This window comes from Planctomycetia bacterium, from assembly GCA_021413845.1.
Taxonomy (GTDB): Bacteria; Planctomycetota; Planctomycetia; order Pirellulales; family PNKZ01; genus PNKZ01.
This window is the reverse complement of record JAIOPP010000123.1, coordinates 1-22278: the sequence shown is the minus strand read 5'-3', so window position 1 is coordinate 22278 and position 22278 is coordinate 1. Positions and strand designations below refer to the sequence as shown.

Here is a 22278-nt window from a genome sequence, read left to right as displayed (position 1 = left end):
AAGCGACGAAGAGCCGAAGCGCTTGCCGTGTTGCGGTTGCAGGAACGATTTGATTCGGACGCTTAACGCTGCCGGACGTTCGCCGGAGCACTGCCGTGTAAATCGGCTGGTGCAAACGACAACCGTCAGCAAGCCGGGATCCGAGTAGTCTCGAAACCGACTCAATTGGACAGCGCCGGTCCACCAATCCACAGGGAATGGAGGTAGCCGAGCTTGTCGCTCGGCAGGCAGGGACACGCCCAGGGTTGGCCGTGCCGGTCTTGTGGACCGGAATCCAATCTATCGCCGCCGAACCAGGCTGACAAGAGAATTCTATACAATTGACTTGGCGGTTCGTCCCTCTGTTTCCCGGCTCCGGCATGAGAAGTGCAAACCCTCTCTTCCAGCCTGCACGCCCAGCCGAATGTTTAGACGTAACCCTCATTAAATAAGCATCTTAGAAGGCCTTCACAGCCGCGATAGACCAAGGCAGTTGGTCGCCGAACGACCGCGGTCGGCGCTCCCTGAGCGATGGCTGCGCTAAGCCGTTTGGGCACCAAGCCAAGAAGCAGCACGGGAGCAGCACCATGGAAGAATCGGCACCAACGATGGATCTCTTGGAACCGCTGATCGACCAAGTTGTTCAGCGCGTTCAGGCCCGACGGGTCGTTCCGGCCGTGACGTATCGCGTCCAGTTTCGCGACGAATGGACCTTCGACGATGCGACCGCGATCGTGCCGTATCTGCATGAGCTCGGCGTGAGCCACGTCTACGCCTCCCCTTATATGCGGGCCCGGGCCGGGAGTCCGCATGGCTACGACGTCTGCGACCCGAACCAATTGAACCCGGCGTTCGGGAGCGAAGAGTCGTATCGCGGCTTCATCGCGGCGCTCCGCGCGCATGGCATGGGGCATATCGTCGACGTCGTGCCGAACCACATGGCTGCCTCGTGCGAAAACCCTTGGTGGCGCGATGTCTTGGAGAACGGTCCCAACTCTCCTTACTCGGGCTACTTCGATATCGACTGGCATCCGGTGAAGGACGAACTCGAAAACAAAGTCCTCCTGCCGCAACTCGGCTCGCAATACGGCGACGCGCTCGAGCGCGGCCAACTGAAGATCGAACATCACGAAGGGCGCTTCGAGTTTCATTACTTTCAACATCGGTTGCCCCTCGGCCCGAAGACGACGATCCCGCTGCTGACGCATCGCCTCGAAGAGTTGAACACGGCGCTCGGCGCCGGCTCGGAGAGCTTCGACGAATACCAAAGCATCGTCACTGCGATTCAACACTTGCCGGCGCAAACTTCGATCTCGCCGAAAGCGACGGTCGAGCGGCAGCGCGAGAAGGAAGTGATTAAGCGCCGGCTGCGCGATCTCGAAGCCCGCGAGCCGAAGGTCGCGGAGTTTCTGGCGGAGAACGTCCGCGTGTTCAACGGTCGGGAAGGGGAACCGGAGTCGTTCGAGGCGCTCGACAAATTGCTGCAAGCGCAGACCTATCGGTTGTGTCATTGGCGGGCAGCGTCCGACGAAATCAACTATCGCCGCTTCTTCGACATCAACGACCTCGCGGCGCTTTGCATGGAGAAGTCCGAGGTTTTCCATTCGGCGCACGAACTTATCGGCAAGTTGCTCGCATCCGGCGAGATCGACGGCTTGCGCATCGACCATGTCGACGGGCTTTTCAGCCCCGAGCAATATCTGTGGCGGCTGCAATGGAATTATCTCGGCCATCTGCTGCGCGACGAGCTCGGCAAACTTTCCGCGGAAGAAACGGCGGCGCTCGCCGAGAGCATCGCCGGTGCGAAACAATCGCCGGAGAATGAAACCGAGAAAGATGCTGCGAGCAGCGTCGAAGAGAGTGCTTCGCCGGCGCTGAGCGTGGCCGTCGAAGCGTTGCGGCAACTTTGCGATCGGCTCGGTTTGCGACAACCGAAAGAGTCGGATTGGACGGCGATTTTCGGGCGTGGCGCGGCGGAAGCCGGCCGCGATTCACGTACTGCGAGCGGCAACGATCTTCCCAAGGTCGCGGATCACGGCAACTTGCAGCAGCGGTTGCCGTTGTTCGTCGTCGTCGAAAAAATTCTCGGCCCGCATGAGCCTTTGCCCGAGACGTGGCCCGTCGCGGGAACCACCGGCTACGACTTCACGAACCAGCTCAACAGCATCTTCGTCCACCCGCAGGGCTACGGCTCCGTCGAGAAACATTACAAGCGCTTCACCGCCGAAGAGCGCTCGTTCGCTACGATCGCGCGCGAGTGCAAACGCTTGATAGTGCGGTCATCGATGTCGAGTGAGTTGCAAATGCTCGCGCATCGTTTGAATCGCATCTCGGAGCAGCATCGCAAATCGCGCGACTTCACACTCAACGCGCTGCGCTATGCGCTGCGCGAAGTCCTCGCGTGCTTTCCGGTTTATCGGACGTATCCCGGCCCGGAAGGAGTGAGCGATCGCGATCGGCGGTTCGTGAACTATGCCGTCGCCTCGGCGAAGCGCCACAACCGCACGATCGATCCCGCCACGTTCGATTTCATCCGCGACGTCCTCTTGCTGCGCCACCCCTCGGGCCTGAGCGAAGAGGCGAAGCAAGCGCGCGAACACTTCGCCGGCTTGTTTCAACAAGTCACGAGCCCGATCATGGCGAAAGGGGTCGAAGACACGGCGTTTTACGTTTACTTCCCGTTGCTGTCGGCGAATGAGGTCGGCGGCGATCCCGCTTCCGCGGCGCACGGCATCGAAGAGTTTCATCAACAGAATGCCGGTCGCCGACGCCGCGGCTTGCAGAGCCTGCTCGCCACGAGCACGCACGACACCAAGCGCAGCGAAGACGTTCGGGCCCGCATCAACGTTCTCTCGGAGATGCCGCGCCCGTGGCGCACGGCCGTGAATCGGTGGAATCGTTTAAATCGCCGAAGGCGCACGAAGGTCGATGGGGTCCTCGCGCCGACGCGCAACGATGAATACTTGTTCTATCAAAGCCTCACCGGCATGTGGCCCACCGGCGGCGAGCTCGACGATGCGACGCGCACCGCGGTCATCGAGCGCATGCAAGCCTACATGGAAAAGGCTACGCACGAATCGAAACAGCAAACGAGCTGGATCAACCCGAACCCCGGCTACGACCAAGCGGTGCGCGATTTCGTCGCCGCTTGCTTGACCCCGGATGCCGACAATCGCTTCTTGCCGGAGTTCCTTGCGCTGCAGCGCAAGATCGTGCAACTCGGCCTCTACACGGCGCTCTCGCAAGTCGCGTTGAAGCTGCTTTCGCCCGGCGTGCCCGACATTTTCCAGGGGCAAGAGGTTTGGGATTTCAGCCTCGTCGACCCCGACAATCGCCGCCCAGTCGACTACGCCCGTCGGACGCAATTGCTGCAAAAACTGAAAGCCGACTTCCCAACCGAGGTGAGCCACCGCGCGGAGTTCGCGGCGAGTTTAGCGAAAAACCCCGCCGATGATCGGCTCAAGCTCTTCGCCACCTGGAAGCTCATCGAGCTGCGCCGCAAACACGAAACGCTCTTCGCCGCAGGGCGCTATGTTCCGCTGTCGACCTCGGGGCGCGCCGCGGAACACATCGTCGCCTTCGCTTGGCAACCGACGTCGGATCACTCCGCCGAACATGAAGCCGGGGCGGAAGATGCAACGCGCATCGTGGTCGTCGTGCCGCGCTGGTGGGGTCGACTTACCGAGGCCGCCGCGATCGACGGCGTCGTCGCCTGCGTCGGGCAAGGGGAGCGCGTCTGGGCCGACACGACGGTCGAACTCCCCGCCGGGTTTCCCCGCACGTTCGTGAATCATCTCACCGGCCGGCAAGTCCACGCGAAGTCCGATCTGTTTCGCTTGAAGGAAGTTCTCGATGAATTTCCGATCGGCGTTTTCGTGAGCGAGGGAGCATAACACACCATGAGCACCATCCATTCTCCGGAGCCTGCGCCGAACGAGGCCGCTATGCAAAGTGGCACCGGCGCCCAGAACCAACCGCTCGTGAACGCGACTTCGCAAAGCGACTTCGAGGCCTCGCGTCCGGCCGATTGGTACAAAGACGTCGTCATTTATCAGATGCACGTCCGCTCGTTTTTCGATAGCTCCGGCGACGGCATCGGCGACTTCGCCGGCCTGACGGAGAAGCTCGAATACGTCGCCTCGCTCGGCGTTTCGGCGATTTGGCTGCTGCCGTTCTACCCCTCGCCGCTGCGCGACGAGGGTTACGACATCGCCGACTATTCGACCGTCAACCCGATGTACGGCAACCTCGACGACTTCAAAAAGTTTCTCGACAAGGCGCATCGGCTCGGCCTTAACGTCATCACCGAGATGGTCATCAACCACACCTCGGACCAACACGCTTGGTTCCAGCGCGCGCGCCGCGCGCCGAAGGGGAGCCCCGAGCGCGAGTTCTATGTCTGGAGCGATACGACCGAAAAATATCGCGAAGCCCGGATCATATTCCAAGACTTCGAAGTCTCGAACTGGACATGGGACCACGAAGCACAGCAATATTTTTGGCATCGCTTCTACTCGCACCAGCCCGACTTGAACTTCGACAATGAAGTGGTGCAAGAAACGTTGCTGAAGATCGTCGACTTCTGGTTCGCGATGGGCATCGACGGTCTCCGGCTCGACGCCATTCCCTATCTCTACGAACGAGAAGGGACCAACTGCGAGAACCTGCCGGAGACACATGCTTTCTTGCGCCGCCTGCGCAAGCACATCGACGACCATTACCCCGGCCGGATGCTGTTGGCCGAAGCGAATCAATGGCCCGATGAAACCTCGGCCTATTTCGGCGACGACGACGAATGCCAGATGTGCTTCAACTTTCCGTTGATGCCGCGGCTCTTCATGGCCGTGCAACAAGAAGAACGCTTTCCGATCGTCGACATTCTGCAACACACGCCCGCGCCGCCGCCGACTTCGCAATGGGCCATCTTCCTCCGCAACCACGACGAGCTCACGCTCGAAATGGTGACCGACGAAGAGCGCGACGCGATGTATCGCTTCTACATGACCGACCCGCGGGCCCGCGTCAACCTCGGCTTGCGCCGCCGGCTGGCGCCTCTCTTGCGCAACGATCGCCGCAAGATCGAGCTCATGCATTCGCTGCTCTTCGCGCTGCCGGGCACTCCGGTGATGTATTACGGCGATGAGATTTGCATGGGCGACAATATCTACCTGCGCGATCGCGATGCCGTGCGCACGCCGATGCAATGGAGCTCCGATCGTAACGGCGGCTTCTCGCGCGCGAACCCGCAACGGCTGTTTCTGCCGCCGATTTCCGATCCGGAGTACCACTATCAATCGGTCAACGTCGAGACGGAAGAGCAGAGCCCGCATTCGTTTTTGTGGTGGGTTCGTCGCGTGCTCCGGCTTCGGCAACGCTTCAAGAGCTTCAGCCGAGGCGAGATCGAATTCTTGTTGCCGCAAAATCCGCGCGTGCTGGCGTTCCTGCGAAAGTATGAAGACGAAACGCTGTTGGTCGTCGTGAATTTGTCGCGCTTCCCGCAAGCGGTCGAGCTTGATCTCGGGGCATACCGCGGACGTTCGCCGGTCGAGCTCTTCGGCCAAAGCCGGTTTCCGATGATCGGCGAATTGCCGTACATGCTCACCGTCGGGCCGCACGGCTTCTATTGGTTTCAGATCGAACGGCCGCACGGTGAAGCTGCGCGCCGGTCACCATCGGAGTTGCCGATCGTGCGCGTCGCGAGCGAGTGGACCGACGCGCTGCGTGTTCCGGCGCTTGATCGGATTCGCGACGGCCTGAGCGCGTATCTTCGTTTGCAATCGTGGCATCTCGCCTCCGAGCGTACGATTCGCACGACCGACGTCGTCGAAGTCGTGCCGATCGGCATGCGCGACGACGACGGTAGCACCTACGCGATCGTCTTGCTGCGCGTCTTCTACACCGAGGGAGAGCCGGGCCTATATCAACTGATCTTGATCGCGACACCCGAGGCGCGGGCTCAAGCGATCTTGCGCGATCGCCCGACGGCCGGAGCCGTGCGCGTGAGAACGCGCAATCCCGCGGCGACGTGGTTCGTCTGCGATGCCACGGCCGAGGCGAATTTCTGGGAGCGGCTGGCGAAGGCTCTCGCGGCCGGCGCTTCCGTGCCGGGCCTTCAAGGGCGGATCGATTGGCGACCGCTCGGCGAAATGCCGCGGCTCGATTCCGTCACGCCGGCGGCGATCGTTCCGCTGTGGCGTTCGACTTATTCGCGCGGCGCCGTCGCCGCGCTCGACAAATTCTTGTTCCTCAAGCTATTCCGGCGCATCGAGCCGGGCATTCATCCCGAGGTCGAAATCGGGACGGCACTCGCCGCGATGCCGGGAGCCCTGTCGTGCTCGAAACTGCGCGGCACGTTTCGCTTTCAAGATGCGGCGCTGGGGGAAGTCGTGCTTGGCGTCGCTTACGACTACGTCACCTACGAACGACCTTTGGCCGATCTCTGCCGGGAAGAGTTGCGACGAGAATTCGAGCGGGTCTCAGCAGACCGTCACCTGCCCGCGCCGCAACGAGACGCCCCGACGACGCCGGCCGAAACGCATTCGCCGGCGCAGCCGAGCGAACATTCGTTCGGGCCGCTGCCGCATTGGTTCCGCCTGCTCGGAGCATCGCTGGCGGAGATCCATCTGGCGCTCGCCGGCCTTACGGACCGACCGGAGTTCGCACCGGAGCCGTTCAACACGCATTATCGCCGCAGCATCAGCCACGGCTTTCGCGCTCAGACGGCGCGCGCCTTCGCCGCCTTGCGCACCTATCTTCGACTCCATCCCGACACGGTGCCCGCGACTCAGGACTTGCAGTTCCTCAGCGAAGAGTATCGGATCGCGCAGCGGTTCGGGCCGCTATCGCGCTCGTCGACGCCGCTTTGGCGCGTGCGCTGCCACGGCTCGTTGACGACGAACGAAGTGCTGCTGCAAGGAGACCATTTGCAGATCGTCGATTGGGGCGGCAACCCCGGTCGGCCCCTTTCCGAGCGGCGCATCAAACGGAGCGTGTTCATCGATCTCGCACGCATCGATCGCGCGATTCAGATCGCGGCGCAGGAGGGAATGGCCGCGTGGTTCGCGCAAGTCGGCCGGCATGCGGAGCTCGCCGCGAAGGTGCAAAGTTGGGCCGAAGCTTGGCGCCGAGCCTGCGCCGAGGCGCTGCTGAGCTCGTATCGCGCGGCGGTCGTCGGCCAGTTGCTGGTGCCGGAAGACGAACAAGAATTCCAACAAACGCTCGACGCCTTCCGACTCACGACCGTAGTCGAAGACCTAACGACGGCAATGGAAAAAAACCAACCGGCGCAAGTCGCGGAAGCCGTGGCGGCATGCCGCACATTGCTAACGTAGCCGATTGCGAAGGGGCACAAGCTCGCAGTGCTAAGTCGCGAGACGAATGTCTTTCGATGCCGTATCGCTCGGCGCAGCGTCTTACGGAGTCTTGGGCGTCACTATCACCGTCTTTCTCTCGCGAGCCGGCATCGGCCAGCGCGGCAACTTGTTCTAGTGCGCCATACTGGCTGCATGCTCCGAGGGCTCGCGATGGCCGTACAGGCTATAAAGTACAGGCATCAAATAGCGGTTGAGCAGCAACGTTACGAGCATCCCGCCTACGACGACGATCGCCAGCGGTTGTTGTGTTTGAGCGCCGATCTTGGTGGAGATCGCCGCGGGTAACAAGCCGAGAATCGCGATCAACGCCGACATCATCATCGGCCGCACTCGTTTTTCCGCACCGTGGATAATGGCATCGTGGAGGGGAAGCCCTTGCGCGCGTAGCTGGTTGAAGTACGCGATCAATAATAGACCATCCATGATGGCGACACCGAAGATCGAGATGAACCCGACGGCTGCGGAGATGCTGAAGTTCGTCCCAGTTAAGAGCAGCGCCCAAATTCCACCCATCGACAGAGCGCCGACGTTCGCAGCGACCGCCAGCGTGTCGTACACCGAACGGAACGCAAGATAGATCAGGACGAACACCAAGACCATCGAGATCGGGACGATGAGCATCAAGCGCTTTTCGGCCTCGCGCATCTGATCGAACTCGCCGCTCCAGACGGCGCTGTACGGGGCCTGGAAAAGATCATTCGTTTTCTCCTGGGCTTCGTTGACGGCGCCTGCGAGGTCGCGTCCGCGAACGCTGAACTTGACCGCAATCATACGATTGCCTTGCTCGCGATAAATCGTTGAAGCACCCGCCCGCACGAAACGGCCCTGAGGATCGAATTTGCCGTCGTCGTTGAGCGGAGTAACGAGGTCTCCCAGGCGGCGACGGGCGATTTTGCCTGATTGGGCGTGACTGCCGCCGAAATTCGTACCGAAGAGGGAGGGAAGCGCCGAACCGACCCCGGAGGTCGGAAGCTCCTTTTTGCCGCTCGTACCATCCTGGCCGGCGACGCGGTTGTTGTACACCTCGACGGGAATATTGAGGATCGCTTCCTCGCTGTTGCGAAGTCGCTCCGGAAAGCGAAGCGAAACGTCGAATCGTTTCTCCCCTTCGATCATCTCCGTCGATGCTTTACCGCCGACCGTCGTGTGAATGACGTCGTTGACGTCTTGCACGCTGACCGCCCAATAATTGCACTTGTTCGGATCGACCGGAAGCTCCAAGTTCGGCTGGCCCTTCACTCGAAAAACACCGACGTTACGAATCCCTTCGATCGTGGTCAATCGTTGCTGCAATCGTTCGGCGACACGCTCTAATTCGTCTAGATCGGGCCCGAAGATCTTGACTGAGTTGTCTCCCTTCACGCCCGATAGCGACTCCATGACGTTGTCGCGGATGTTTTGCGAAAAGTTCCAATCGGCCCCGATGATTTCTCGCGAAAGTTCCGCGCTCATCTCTTCGATGAGCTCCGACTTCATGCGCGATCGCTTCGGCCAGAAAAGCTTCTTCCAGCCCGACTGTTCTTTTACGGCCGGCCACTCGCTCGGCATCTTCAAGGTGAGAAAGAATTCCAAGTTGAAAAAGCCGGTCGGATCGGTGCCGTCATCAGGGCGACCGTTTTGCGACACGACGACGCGGATCTCCGGATACTTACGCATGATGAGCCGCGCTCGATCCGACTTGTCGGCAGCCGCGTCGGGAGCGACGTTGATCGGAAAAGTGCCGCGCACGTAGAGATTCCCTTCCTCCAATTCCGGCATGAATTCGCGGCCGAGTCCGGGCAAGAGAGCGGCCGTCATCACGACCAAGCCGCCCATCATGACTAAGACCTTCGTGCGATGCAGCAGACACCACTCCAAGCGCTTGAGGTAGCTGTGCTGCAAGTATCTCACCATCGCATTGTCCGGAGCCGGCTTGAAGTTTCTGAAGAGCAGCAGACAAAGCACGGGCACGATCGTGAGCGCAAGCACGAGCGCTCCGGCCAGCGAAAACGCGTAGGTGTCCGCCATAGGCCCGAAGATTTGCCCTTCCGGTCCTTTCATCGTGAACAACGGAATAAATGCCGCCACCATGATCGCCGTGGTGAAGAACAAACCTTTTTGCACCTCACCGCAGGCGTTCAGAATCCGTTCTTTGAGTGGGAGCTCTTCGCCGATTCGTTCGTTGAGATGCCGAAACACGTTTTCGACGATGATCACGGCGCTCAGCAAGATGATGCCGAAGTCGACGGCACCGATCGACAGCAGATTCGCCGACCGATTGCGGAAGTACAGCATGGCGAAGGCTACCAGCAGTGCCAACGGTACGTTGATCGCGACGATGAGAGCGCACCGCAGATTCGACAAAAACATAAGGAGTATCAGCGTAACTAAAACCAGCCCGACGATCAGATTCTCGCCGACCGTGTGGGTCGTCACCCCGATGAGATCCGTCCGATCGTAATAGGGCTCGATTTTGACCCCCGGCAGCAAATCTCCCTTACCGCCGTTGTAAGACGCAATTAGTTCCTTGACGTCTTTTAAAGCGGGGAGCGACGCGTCCCCTTTGCGAAGCAGTACGATTCCCTGGATTCGCTCCTTCTCATCCTTCCAAATCCGCTCTCCTTGACCATCGGCGATTTCGCTGCCGTTCGCGTCGAGCGTGGGATAGCTGATGCTGATTCGCCCCATCCGCGGCTGATGCGTAACGACGACTCCCTCTTTGCCGATGTCGTCGGCAAATTGCAGTGGTCCTCGCTCGACGACATCTTCCACGCGAATCGGGACGTTGTTGATCGAGGAGATCACCGTTTCGCGAATCGCGCGAACGCGAGCCTTCTCCTCTTCGCGCAGATGCTGCGCAGCGACTTCCGGATTGCGCGTGCTGATGACGACGGAGGATCGTGTCGGATCTTGGCCGTTGCCGATGAGGCCGATGCTGCGCACGTTGAGGAGGTTTTCGCCGTGAACTAGGTAATCGCCCCCGACGTTGGCATTGCTGTCGCGGATCGTCGTTTCGAGTTGCTTGAGCGGAATGCCGTAGCGCAACAAGCGTTCCGGGTCCGGCCGCACTTCGTAACGTTTGACGGTTCCGCCGCTGCTTACGGTGTCGATGATCCGAGGCACTCGCCTGAGGCGGCGCACTAATATCCAATCTTGCTGCGCCTTGAGATCGTTAAGCGTGTAAATGTCGTTACCGCTCCCGTCGCGGGGGCTTGTGAGAGTAAATCGCATGATCTCGCCCGTCGGGCTCGTGGGAGAGATTTGCGGTTTGACTCCTTCCGGAAGTCCTTCGACGAACTGCAATCGATTGATTACTTCTTGGCGAGCCGCGTAATAGTCGATGCCGTATTCAAATTGGTTCCGCACGTGGGCCAGCCCGAATAGCGACTTGCTGCGTGTGAACTTCAAACCCGGCATGCCCGCGAACGCCACTTCAAGGGGTGTCGTGACCTGTCGCTCAACCTCTTCGGCCGATGCGCCGGGATACTTCGCAATGATCTCGATGATTGCCGGTGCCGGATCCGGATACGCTTCGATGTTGACTTGAGAGAAGCAATACGCCCCACCGCCGATGAGCGTGATCGTCAGCAGAATGACGATCAGGGGATTGTCGAGCGACCACTTCACAAGGCGTTGGACCATGACGTGGGCTTTCAGTTTCGCAAGGTTTTGCTAACGGTTCTAAATGGTTGTCATCTAAAACGTGAAAGCGGCTACGAATGAGCGAAGACGAATGGATTGGGGCAGTACGAGACGGCTGCTTAACGCCAAACGATCAATGGATCGGTTTCCACAATCTCTTGACGCTTCCCGGATTACGCAGCTTACTTAACGATAGTGTAAGCACCTTAAGAATGTTAATGCGAGCCCATTCTGATCGCATTTTTTGCCGGGACCTCTACGTTATCGAGGGGCAAAAGGTTAATAGCCCGATTCCGCATTGAGTTGCCGCACGGAATGCGTTTGACGCGCAAAGGGGCGATGCGGTTATTCGCTAAACGGCCAACTCCACTTTTTCCCATTTCGCGAACCCGCTGCGCTTCATCGTCCAGCGGAGCCGTACGGCGTCTAGATCGGTAGCATCGCAGCAAGGGCATCGATATCGTGCCCGACAGCCTGGGTCGCTTGTCGCTACGCGACCCCGACCACGCGCGTTGTCTAGGCCACTCCGCGTCACATCGTGAGCGGAATGTCTTTCGGCGCCGTGTCGTTCGGCGCGGCATTGCTTGATACCGCATTGCTCAACGCCGCGTCGTCCGTAGGGTGGTCGAAGCCTGTGGCGCTTCGTACTAGTTCCGTAAAGACGCCTCCTAGGGCGACCAACTCGTCGTACGTTCCGGTCTCGACGATCTTGCCGCCGTCGAATACGAGAATTCGATCGGCGTAGAGGAGCGTCGACAGGCGATGCGCGACGAGCAAGATCGTGCGATCGCGGCGGCCGTTGTTGAGCGCTTGTTGGATTTTGCGTTCGCTGATGTTGTCGAGAGCCGAGGTCGCTTCGTCGAGGATCAGCAACGCGGGATCTTTGAGAAACACCCGCGCCAGCGCCAGCCGCTGCTGTTGGCCGCCGGAAAGGTTCTTGCCGCGCTCGGCGACCCGAGCTTCGTAGCCGCCGGGCATCGCCATGATTTCGTCGTGCAGGCAGGCCATTTCCGCGGCGCGGCGAATCTGCTCCGGCGTCGCGTCCTGGCGCTCGTAGGCGATGTTCTCGGTGATGGTGCCGGAGAAGATGAACGGCGCCTGACTCACGTAGCCCGTCAATCGGGCGATGCTCGCGCGCGAGGTTTCGTCGAGCGGAATTCCTTCGAGCAAGGCCTCGCCGCCGCCGGGATGCACGAGCCGCATGAGGGTCTTGAGCAACGTCGATTTGCCGCAGCCCGAGCGACCGGCAATGCCGATGATCTCACCGCGCGCGATCGACAAGGAGACTCCCGACAACGCTCCGCGACGGACATAGGCCGGCGTCGCGTAATCGACATCGAGCTCGCGGCCGATGATCAAGTCGCCGGCGTAAGCGGGATCGGCCGCACGCGGCGCGGTGCGGTAGGAGCGGTCGGATTCTTGGTTCAACATCTGCAATAAGTCGGCGACCATCAGGCTGCTTTCGTGTCCTTCGTCGACGACGCGATGCACTTCGTTGAGCGGCGCCATGACGTTGAGAAACAGCATCGAGAACGTAAACACGGAGCCGACGCTGATCTCGCCCTTCGCGGCGAGATAAACGGCCGCTCCCAACACGCAGATATGGACGAGCGCTTCGCCGAGCGCCTTGCTCGAGCCGTAGAGCGACATTTCGAAATGATGCCGCAGCTCTTTGCGGCGCAGGTTCTCAGCCGCTTTCGCTACCCGCTCGACTTCGCGCAGATGCGTGTCGGCGGCGCGGATGTATTCGATGCCGTTGAGCTGCTCGACGACCGTGCCGTCCATCTGCTCCCGGCTCCGCATCAGATCGAGCCGCACTCCTTCCTGCGAGCGAATCTGCCGCAGCGTGATATAGAGCGACAGCGGCACGACGGCCGTCATCGCCAGGCCGAGCCACGGCTCCTTCGCGACCACCGCGGTGAGCGCTAAGCCGCCGGAGAGCAACGCCGGTAGAAAGTCGAGAAAGCCGAGTCGCAAGAACCGCACGCCGCCGGCCACGCTGCGCAACATCCGACCATGCAGCACGCCGATTTTCTCTTGCGAAATACTCGAGAGATCGGCCGTCAGCAGTTGCGTGATGACGCGAATGAAAAGATGCTTCTCAAGCCGAGTGGTCGTATCTTCGACGATATAACGCCGGGCCACTTGCAGCGCCTCGCGCAGCAGATACGCCGCGCCGATTAGCGCCATGTACATGCCGGCCGAGCGGAGAAACCCATCCGGCAGCGGCGTCTCTCCGGCGGCGTTGCGCGCGGCGATCGGCATCGCTTCGACCGTGTCGACGAGCGCGCCCAGCAGGAGCGGAATCGCCGTGTTGGCGGCCCCGCCGAGGAAGATGATTCCGCCGGCCGCGCCGAGGGTCAGCTTTTGGCGCTGCGGAATGAGCTTCCACATTTGCCGAACGCGATAAGCGATCGTGCGGAACTCCTCGACGATCGATTCCGACTTCGCGTGAGGATCGCTCGCCATGACGGTAGTTGCCGAACCTGAAAGCCTAGAGGAATGCGCAAAGCGGACGGATGCCTAAGAGCGTACCACGGCGGCCGGCGACGATAGATGCTCGTCGACGTTCGCCGAACGGAGAGTTTACCCTTGGAACGCCGTGGCCCGCCCGCGGCGGATCTTAACTCCGGCCGGGATCGGAGCGTGAAAGGCATCGAGATGCCGCGCCAGATCGCCCCGTTCGCCGTCGAACACGGCCGGAACCGTGCCGTCGAGAACGGTGAGATCGGCGTCGGTCAGCTGAGCGCCGTCGATGAGGAACACGCCGGCTCCATCGTCCGACTCGATTTGCTCGGCGCTGCGGACCGTGAGAGTCAGCGCGTTGGGCAACTGCTGATCGGCCGGCGCTTTCGGTGCATGCAAGATCGCGAGGTCGATATGCAGGCCGAGAGATCGCCAGTAGCGGCGGGCCGCCAAAAGCTCGCGCACCAACGAGAGATGATCGAGATGCGAGACGCGCGCCAGGATCAATCGTCGTTCGCCCGGAATTCCGCAACGGCGGAGCACGTCGAAGCGCTTCGCTTGGTCTTGCGGCTCGGCCGCTGGCGTCGGCTCGGCATGCAGCACGAACGGCGCGATCCGTTGATAGAGATGAGCCGCTGCGGCGGTCGAACGCAAGCGCCGCAACTCGGCACAGCTATGCACCCAAGCGAGCTCGAACGAGCGGCGCACGATCCGCAGGTCGTGATAGTCGGCCATCAAGCGCAACGCTTCGTCGCGCGAGCCGGCGGCACCGGTGACGAACGCGATCGTGACGGTTTCGCCGGGCCCGATGCCGAGCGTTTCGCGTACGCTGAAGATCGGGTCGTGGATCGGTTCGGAGCGGCCGGAAAGATGTGCGCCCGGCTCCATCGCGGCCGGCGAGTGCATCGCGCCATCGCGGCCGATGAAGCGCGTCCGGTCGGTTTCGAACTCCGTGCGCAGCGAAACCGCGTCGGTCGATTCTCCGTCGCGGCGCGTGGTCGATTTCGCCAGCGCGTGGAACAGACAAGGGGTGCGGCTGCTCCCTCGGCGACTTCCGCCGGCCAAGATTCCGGCGCGTTCGGGCACGATTTCCATTTCGATGGCCGTGCCCGGCAACGTCCCGCGGCGGGTGAGGAACCGGCCCGACTCGAATCGCTCGCCGGCATGACCCTCGGCCAGCTCGACGAAGCTCGTGATTTCGATTTCGGCCGAGTGTGCGCCGTAGTTCGTGATGTTCAAGAGCCGCAGTTCGACGTCGTGTTCCGGCGCGACCGTGACTTGCAGTTCCGTTTCGATGTCGCCGTCGCGACGCAGGAACACGGCCTTGTCGATCGAGTAGGTCACTTCATACGCGTCGGGTTTCTTGCGCGTCGGGCGGAACGCCGTCGACCAGACGCTGCCGGTGCCGACATCGCGCAGATAGATGCATTGTCCGCCGTGATCGTCGATGCCGCCGCTGCGGCGGCGCGTGACTTCGCGATCGCCGCAGACGCTGTAGCCACCGTCGGCATTGTTGACGACCGTCGTGTAGCGGCCGTTCGAGATCCAATGCGAGTGGGTCGTCGAAACGTCCGAGGCCGTGATCCGTCGGCTGACGAGATCGGCCCGGGTCTGAATCACCGGAATGCGTTCGACATGCCGCTCGGCATCGGCCGGCGGGGCTGCCAATCGCGCGCCGACCGGAATCCGCTCTTGCAACAACGACTCGGCGGCGCGCACGATCGGGTGGGCATGGAACCGGCGCTGCATGCAATCGTCGGTCAAACAGTTGACGATCGCCATGAGGCTCATCCCTTGATGGTGCGTCATGTAGCAAGGGACGATCTGCCCTTGCAGCTTGCGAGCCCGCGATTTGCGACTCTTGACGACCGATTCGACCGGAACCGCTTCCCCATCGACGGGCGTGAGCGAAGCGTCGAGCGCGTCTTCGTCGACGGTGGTGCCGTCGAGCGAGAGGCGATCGGGGGTGTAGTCGATCGCGTCGTAGTAGCCGAGCGCGCCGAGCACCCCTTCTTGCTCCAAGGCTTGCATGTTGGCGACTGCGCGAGGCGCGTCGAGCCCTAAGGTCATGATCGTCGAATAGGGAGAGACGACGAGATCGCCGGCGAGGCCGCGCTTCAGGCCCAGGCTTGGAATGCCGAACCCTTGATAGGAATAATCGACCGACGAATTGACGACGGCGAACGACGACTCCGAGATCCCCCAGCAAACGCCTTGCTCGGCGCAGTAGGCGATCTGAGCCTCGGTCGCAGCGCGCAGCGTTTGATCGATGAGCGAGTTCGGATAGACCTTGGTGAACAACGTCGGCATGAAGTGCTCGAACAGGCTGCCGCTCCACGACAGGAGGCATTGCTTACCCGAGGCGCGGGTGAACCCACGGCCGAGTTGGAACCAGTGGCGATGCTCGACATCTCCCTTGGCGACGGCGAGCAAGCTCGTCAGCCGGCATTCCGAGGCGAGCAGATCGTAGTGGCCGCGATCGAGCGTTTCGGTTTCGAAATTGAAACCGATATGAAAGAGCTTGCGGTTACGGTCGTAGAGGAAGCGGAAGTCGACTTCGTCGGCGAGGCGCATGACCCGCTGCGAGAGCGCGGCGTAGCGCTCGATCAGGCGACGCGCGTTGCCGCTGCCGAGCGCGATGGTTTCTTCGAGACGTCGCAACCATGCCTCGGCGGCGAACGCGGCCGCTTCCGAAAGGTCGGCTTCGGCCGTTTCGTAGCCGAGCGCCGTCAGATCGTCGGCCGTGTTCATCGCCAAGTCGGCGAGCGATTGCAACGAGTGATCCGCGGCGAGCTTCGCGCGGAGGTTCGTCCACGCTTCGCAAGCGGGTGCGAGGACTTCCTTGAGCGACTCTTTCCAAGGCATCAAGCGTGCGGATTCATTGGCTAAAGCGTCGGCATTGCTGAGCCGGTCCATTGGAATTTTGCTCTGCGGACGGGCGACGATTTCCTCGAAGCCGCGACTGAGCGTGTAGAAGCAAGCGACGAGGTTGCCGCTGTCGACCGTCGACACATAGCGAGGCTCGAGCGGCTTGAGCGTGCGGGTGTCGTACCAGTTGAAATGGTGCCCGCGGAATTGCGGGAGCTTCTCCCAAGAGTCGAGATTGGCTTCGCAGCGATCGGCGAGTTCAAGCATGCCGATGAAGCCGAGGTCGTGCGCGGCCAGCGCCGAAACGAGATACAAACCTTCGTTCGTCGGTGAGAGGCGATGCGCGACCTTCGTCGTGACGTTTTTCAACGCGCTCGTGCCGACGACCGGATGCTCCGAGATATTGTCGGGCGGAAGATAATTATCTTCCGGACCGACCGCCGCTTCGAAGTAGGCCCAAGTCTTCCGAGCGATCTCGCGCAGATAGACTTGGTCTTTCGAGGTCGGAGCGACGAGGGTCGACTTCGTCGCCCGGCTTACCCAAGCGGCGATCACCGGCGACAAGAACCAAACCAAGCCGAGGGCAAATGCCGGAACGTACGCCGACGGCTTCAACACGCCGCAGCAGGCCGCGACGAACACGCCGATCGCGAGCACCGGCCCGAACCACATTTCTGCGACGAACGACCACTTGCGACTGACCAAGCGTTGCTCGGCCGCGGCAGCGGTTTCCCATTCGAGTAGTTTGCTGCGCGAGACATACGTGCGGTGTAGGGCTCGCACGATCGCGTCGAGCGAGTAATACGCCTTGTGCGGCAAGAAGGCGATCGTCAGGAAATTCTGCGTCACGGCCGACGTGAAGATGTGCGAAGCCGAACTCCACCACTGGGCGGGCGAAGCCACGGCGGGCCGGCCCGGAATCAGGCAAGGGATCTGCGTGAACAGCGGAAACGCGGCGACGGCGAGAGCCGCAAGCGTCCAGAGCATCGCCGATCCGGGGAACAAGAACCAGCCGGCGACGACGAACGCGATCAGAGCGGCAGCCGAAACGCTGCGGCGCAAGTTGTCGACGATCTTCCAGCGCGACAACAACGACAGCGGGTTCTTGCGCGTGCCGTGCGCGGTCGGGACCGTCGGCAAGAGCCATGAGAGCAACTGCCAGTCGCCGCGCGCCCAACGATGATGGCGACGCGCATCGGCATCGTAGCGGGCCGGATAGTCGTCGATCAGCTCGATGTCGGACGTGAGGCCGACGCGTGCGTGGCAGCCTTCGATCAAGTCGTGGCTGAGAATTTGATTTTCGGGGAAGGTCTCGTCGGTCGTGGCGTGGAAGGCCTCGAGGTCGTAGATTCCCTTGCCGGTGAAGCTCCCTTCGTGGAAGAAGTCTTGATAGGCGTCGGAAGTCGCGGAGACGTAAGGATCGACACCCGCGGCGCCGGCGAAAATGCGGGCGAACAACGACCGACTCGCGCTGGTGAGCGTGATGCCGATGCGCGGTTGCAGCATCGCGTAACCGGAGACGACATGGCTCTTGGCCTCGTCGAGTTGCGGGCGATTGAGCGGATGGGCGAGCGTGCCGACGAGCCGGCGCGCGACACCGTGCGGCATCTGGCTATCGGCGTCGAGCGTGATGACGAAGCGAACGTTCTTCAGCTTCGCGAGGTCACCCTCTTGCACTTCGTACGAAGTTTCGCATTCGTTCAACAACAAGCGGTTGAACTCGGTGAGCTTGCCCCGCTTCCGTTCCCAACCCATCCAGGCATTTTCGGAAGGGTTCCAACGACGGCCTCGATGAAACAAAAAGAACGAGCCTTGATCGCCGGTTTGGTAGCGGGCGTTGAGTCGGCGAATTCCGGCCTTGGCGTGTTCGATCAAGGCTGCATCGGTCGGCAACGTCGGCTCGGCGGCATCGGCGAAGTCGGTCAAGAGCGCGTAATGCAGGTTTGCTTCGGGATTCGCTAGATAATGCGTTTCCAAGCGCTCGAGCAGCGTCGACGCATCGCGCGGGCTGCGCAACATCGAAGGGATGACGACGATCGTTTTGCACTCGACGGGGATACCGTTTTTGAATGAGAGCTTCGGCAACGGTCGAGGCTTGATGCACTTCGTGACGAGGAAATTCAACAGACCGACGGCAAACTCCGCGGCCGGGAAGATCGTAAGCAAGCCGGCGAGCAGGGCGATCGGAAAGCTTGCCCCGGCGCGAAGCGAGAGCAGCGCAGCGGCGGCACTTAAGGATGCCGTGAGTAAGCCGATGCCGCCGAGATAGCAGAAGCTCGGGCGGTTGATCAACGCGCGCCCTGCGCGACGCAACAGCGACGGGCGGAAACCGATCTCGGCTTCGAGTTGCGCAAGGCCGGGCCCGATGATGTAGTAGCCGACGTGTCGCGCCGGCTCGGCATCGAGCATGCCTACGGCTGGATCGGACGCGGCATCGCTCGCTTGCGCCAGCTTCGCCGCGGCGCGAGCGACGACGACGTCGAGCACTCCGGCGCGCTCGGCGATGTCTTCGACCGTGTGGCGATAGCGATCGCGGGTTTCCGGATCGATCGCGGTGTAGAGACCGAGCGGATCTTCGCGCAGCGCCGTCTCGGCCAAGTTCACGCGCTCGAAGAACGCGGTCCAGTCGAGCGAGGTGAGGAGGCGAATCGTCGTAATGACGTTGCTGATCGAGACCTGATCGTAGGCTTGGCGACGTTGCTCCGAGCGAAGAATTTCTTCGAGCGTCGTCTCCTGCTGCTCGGCGACTTGCTCCAGCTTTTCCAAAAGCTGATCGCCACAAGTCGTGTCTTGCGCCGCGACCGCAGCGAGGGCGAAGAGGAGCGGGGCGTCGGCTTTCCAAGCCGGCTTGCGGCTCGTAGTTTCGGCAAAGCCGTGCGGACGGACGTCGGCGAAGTCGCGAGGCAGGGCACGGCGCAGGCGTTCTTCCGAGGGCTTCGAGGCGGCCGGGAGCGGCGAGAAGAAGCCGCGGTTCTTGGCGATCGATTTGTTGCGCTTGCTTCGCTCGAGCGGGGCCGGCCTTGGGTCGGCGAGCTCGAACGTAAAACGACCTTCGCTGCGGAAGTCTTGCAGCAGGCGCGCCGCTTCCCGACGGCAGCGCAACGATAACGCATATTGAGCGGCCAAGCGTCGCAAGTTGTCGACGAGCACGACGCGGAGCATGATCGGCACGGCCCAAACTTCGGCGACCGTCAACGGCTCGACGCTTTGATAAGCTTTCAGAAAGCGGACGGTCGTCTCTTCGTCGAGCAGCCCGTCGGCGTGGGCGATGAGCTCGACGGCGATCGCATAAACGCGCGGCACTCCGTCGCGGAGCTTCGGCAACTCCCAATAACAGTGGTGCGGCAGGTAAGCGTGTAAGTCGCGGAGTTGCTCATCGACGACCTGATGGTTGTCGAGCAGCCACTCGGCTCCGGCGGGAACCGCTTCGCCCGAGCGATGCAAGACGGCCAGCTCATGATAGAGCCCGTCGAGAAATTCGCGATTGCTTTCGAATCGCGCGGCGAGGTCGCCGGTGCTCGTGCGAGCGTCGCCGAGTTCATGCAGCGCTGCGATTCGCCGAGCATGATCTTCTAAGTGAACGATGCCATACGCATCGACGCGCAAAACCTGATCGTCGGCCGAAGCGCGCAAAGCCTCGGTGCCGAACATACCTACGGGGGTCATGGGAACTTTCATCCTTGCCTAAACAAACCGACTTCCATCGAAATACTTCGACGAACGGAATGACTATTCATGGCCGTGCAGAGTTGAACCGAGGCGGAACATCGCGCCGCCGAATTTAGTGGCTTCCATCGGGCGCCACTGATTCTTTTCCGCGCGCAGACATGAATGATCCAAGGCGACTTATCGATCGTCATCTTTGCGAGAACGCAAATCGGAGATGTGTTGAGATGACTTGGCCTCGGACGGCAAAAGGTTACGAAGTTTCTGTTCGACTTGCTGCGACGGCGAAGCTGCGGCACGACCGTCCGTGATGAGCACTTCGTTCGGTCCCAACGCGCCGACTACCGAAATATCGGGCGTTGCGAATCGCTTCTGAAGTTCCGTAAGAGTCGCCATCTGAGAAATACTCCTGCAAGTTTTCGCTATCCACCCGTTACGACGGAAGATCGCGAAGTAGGGGAATGATTCAGAGGGGCAGATCGCAAGAGACATGCCGCGGACACGCACGAGGACGTGCAAGCGGCTAAGATTTCGCGTCGTATTTCGTACCGATCACGATACGCCGGCAACAGTTACGCGATCGCTTTACGCGCAGCGAAAGCGACGCAAGGATTGTCGTGTCATCTATGTCGGTTGATGAATTGATGAGCGTTTTACAATTCGATGCAAACGAGCGCTGCATCGAGCGACGACTCCGAGTGTTCTCCAAGATAGAAAGACTCTCGATTTCTTGCAATCGATCGATCGACATTCGCCGATGGATACACGACGGGTGGCCGGTCATTTTGGTCGTCGTTCGACCATGCCTGGAAGATGCGAAGAAAATTCCGATCGAAACGCTCCGAGGGTGATTTACCGGTGAATCATCCGCGGCGGTGAATGTCTTAATGCAGTTGGACGAGTCGCAACGACCGGCACTTGCTCTCACTTGTTTTGAAAGCCGACGACTAGCCGAATCCAGCGGAATTTTCGATTCGTGCGATAATCACTCGCCACGGAAGCCGGCGCGCGAATTCGAGGATGCCCCTTCGCTCGACGCAAACTGAAACGCGGCACGTAGTTTGCTATTTTATCGTTGTTCGTCGCACGTTCGATCCTTCACGCCGTAACGAGGCTTTTCGCCATGTCCGAGATCCACCTGTTAGTAGTTGACGACGATCGGGGCAACTGTGCGCTGGTGAGTTCGATGCTGGAAAAAGAAGGGTATCAAGTCGACGTCGCGAACGACGGTGTGCATGCCCTCGAAATGGTGGAGAGCCGGCCGTATACGTTGGCGCTACTCGACTATCAGATGCCCGGCATGGACGGCGTGGAACTCTATCGCCGCATCCGCGAACTCCGGCCCGACACGCTCGGAGTTTTTCTCACGGCGCATACGACGCTCGACACCGTTTATCCCGCGATCTCGGCCGGAGCCGAACGAGTGCTCGCGAAGCCGGTCAATCGCGAAGAGTTGATCCCGCTGATCGAACGGATGGCCGGCCGGCCGGGCATTGCGAACTCTTGAGCGGGGGCTAGTTCTTAAGCGACGAGCTCTTGGTCGCATGAAGCACGTAAACGAAATAAAGAAAGCCTCGCAGATCGCTCTGCGAGGCTTTCTTTTTGGATACGAGACAAACGCCGTGTTTACTTACGGCGAATGAGCTCTTGCGGTAAGCCGGGTGCTAAGTGGCGTTGCCGATTCTTGCCGGCGCCGGCGGAGGAGCGGTTGGTTGTGTCGGCGGGCTGCTCGGAGGACCGTTCGGGTCGATCATCGGTGCGTTGGGATCGTATTGCCCGCCTCCCTGAGGCGTGCAGGAGTTACAGGTGTTGCAGTTCGAGCTACCTCGACTGCGTCGGAAGCGCCGAGCCTCGGCTTGATCCGTCATCGCCGACCATGCACCGAGGACTAACAGCCCGATGCAAATGATTTGCTTCTTCATCTCATGCTCCTTCGTAAATAAAACGGAATCGAGACGACCTAACTTCGGCGAAACACCTTCGCGACTGATTGCAGGAACGATGCTTGCTTAGGGTGATTAGTGTGGTTTTTAATAAGCACGATATTGATAAACGGAGATATCGAGTGCGCCACGTCTTCCGAATTGAACGTATCGATGATGACTTGATATATCTCCGTTGCTTTCGCCGACAATTCGGGATCGACGATACCTCGCTCTTTGAGTAGAAGCAGTTACAAAACTTCGTGTTGCTAGCTAAACGCTCTTCGATCGGGCTTCGTATCAGTGGAAAAGGAGTCCGCTGATGCCGAATCGATCCCGCTGTGATGCGGGGTCCAGGATGGAACCCGAGAGTTGTCCGACGC

The 22278-nt window shown here is 60.8% G+C and carries 7 protein-coding genes; 3 read left to right on the top strand and 4 right to left on the bottom strand.

The window, feature by feature from the left end; genetic code table 11:
* Positions 1–566 precede the first annotated feature (566 nt).
* Together treY and treS are read left to right on the top strand one after the other, a co-directional pair.
* Positions 567–3872, top strand: coding sequence for a malto-oligosyltrehalose synthase (gene treY, locus K8U03_21755; GenBank protein MCE9607521.1), 3306 nt, complete (start codon positions 567–569; stop codon positions 3870–3872).
* A 6-nt stretch (positions 3873–3878) separates the two neighbouring features.
* Positions 3879–7310, top strand: a complete 3432-nt coding sequence (gene treS, locus K8U03_21750) for a maltose alpha-D-glucosyltransferase (GenBank protein MCE9607520.1) — start codon at positions 3879–3881, stop codon at positions 7308–7310.
* Positions 7311–7463: 153 nt separating this feature from the next.
* On the opposite strand, the gene K8U03_21745 is transcribed toward treS, so the two are convergent.
* The 3 genes from K8U03_21745 to K8U03_21735 form a co-directional block, all read right to left on the bottom strand.
* Positions 7464–10973: an efflux RND transporter permease subunit gene (locus tag K8U03_21745; protein ID MCE9607519.1), complete on the bottom strand. Its 3510-nt coding sequence runs from the start codon at positions 10971–10973 to the stop codon at positions 7464–7466.
* A 531-nt stretch (positions 10974–11504) separates the two neighbouring features.
* Entirely contained in the window at positions 11505–13442 is a 1938-nt protein-coding gene (locus K8U03_21740) for an ABC transporter ATP-binding protein/permease (protein MCE9607518.1), read from the bottom strand.
* 117 nt (positions 13443–13559) lie between these two features.
* Positions 13560–19973: a hypothetical protein gene (locus K8U03_21735; GenBank protein MCE9607517.1), complete on the bottom strand. Its 6414-nt coding sequence runs from the start codon at positions 19971–19973 to the stop codon at positions 13560–13562.
* A gap of 1123 nt (positions 19974–21096) precedes the next feature.
* On the opposite strand from K8U03_21735, the gene K8U03_21730 reads away from it, so the two are divergent.
* Entirely contained in the window at positions 21097–21480 is a 384-nt protein-coding gene (locus K8U03_21730) for a response regulator (GenBank protein MCE9607516.1), read from the top strand.
* 157 nt (positions 21481–21637) lie between these two features.
* Here K8U03_21730 and K8U03_21725 read toward each other — a convergent pair whose 3' ends face one another.
* Complete coding sequence (locus K8U03_21725) at positions 21638–21895, bottom strand: hypothetical protein (protein ID MCE9607515.1); 258 nt, start codon at positions 21893–21895, stop codon at positions 21638–21640.
* Positions 21896–22278 lie beyond the last annotated feature (383 nt).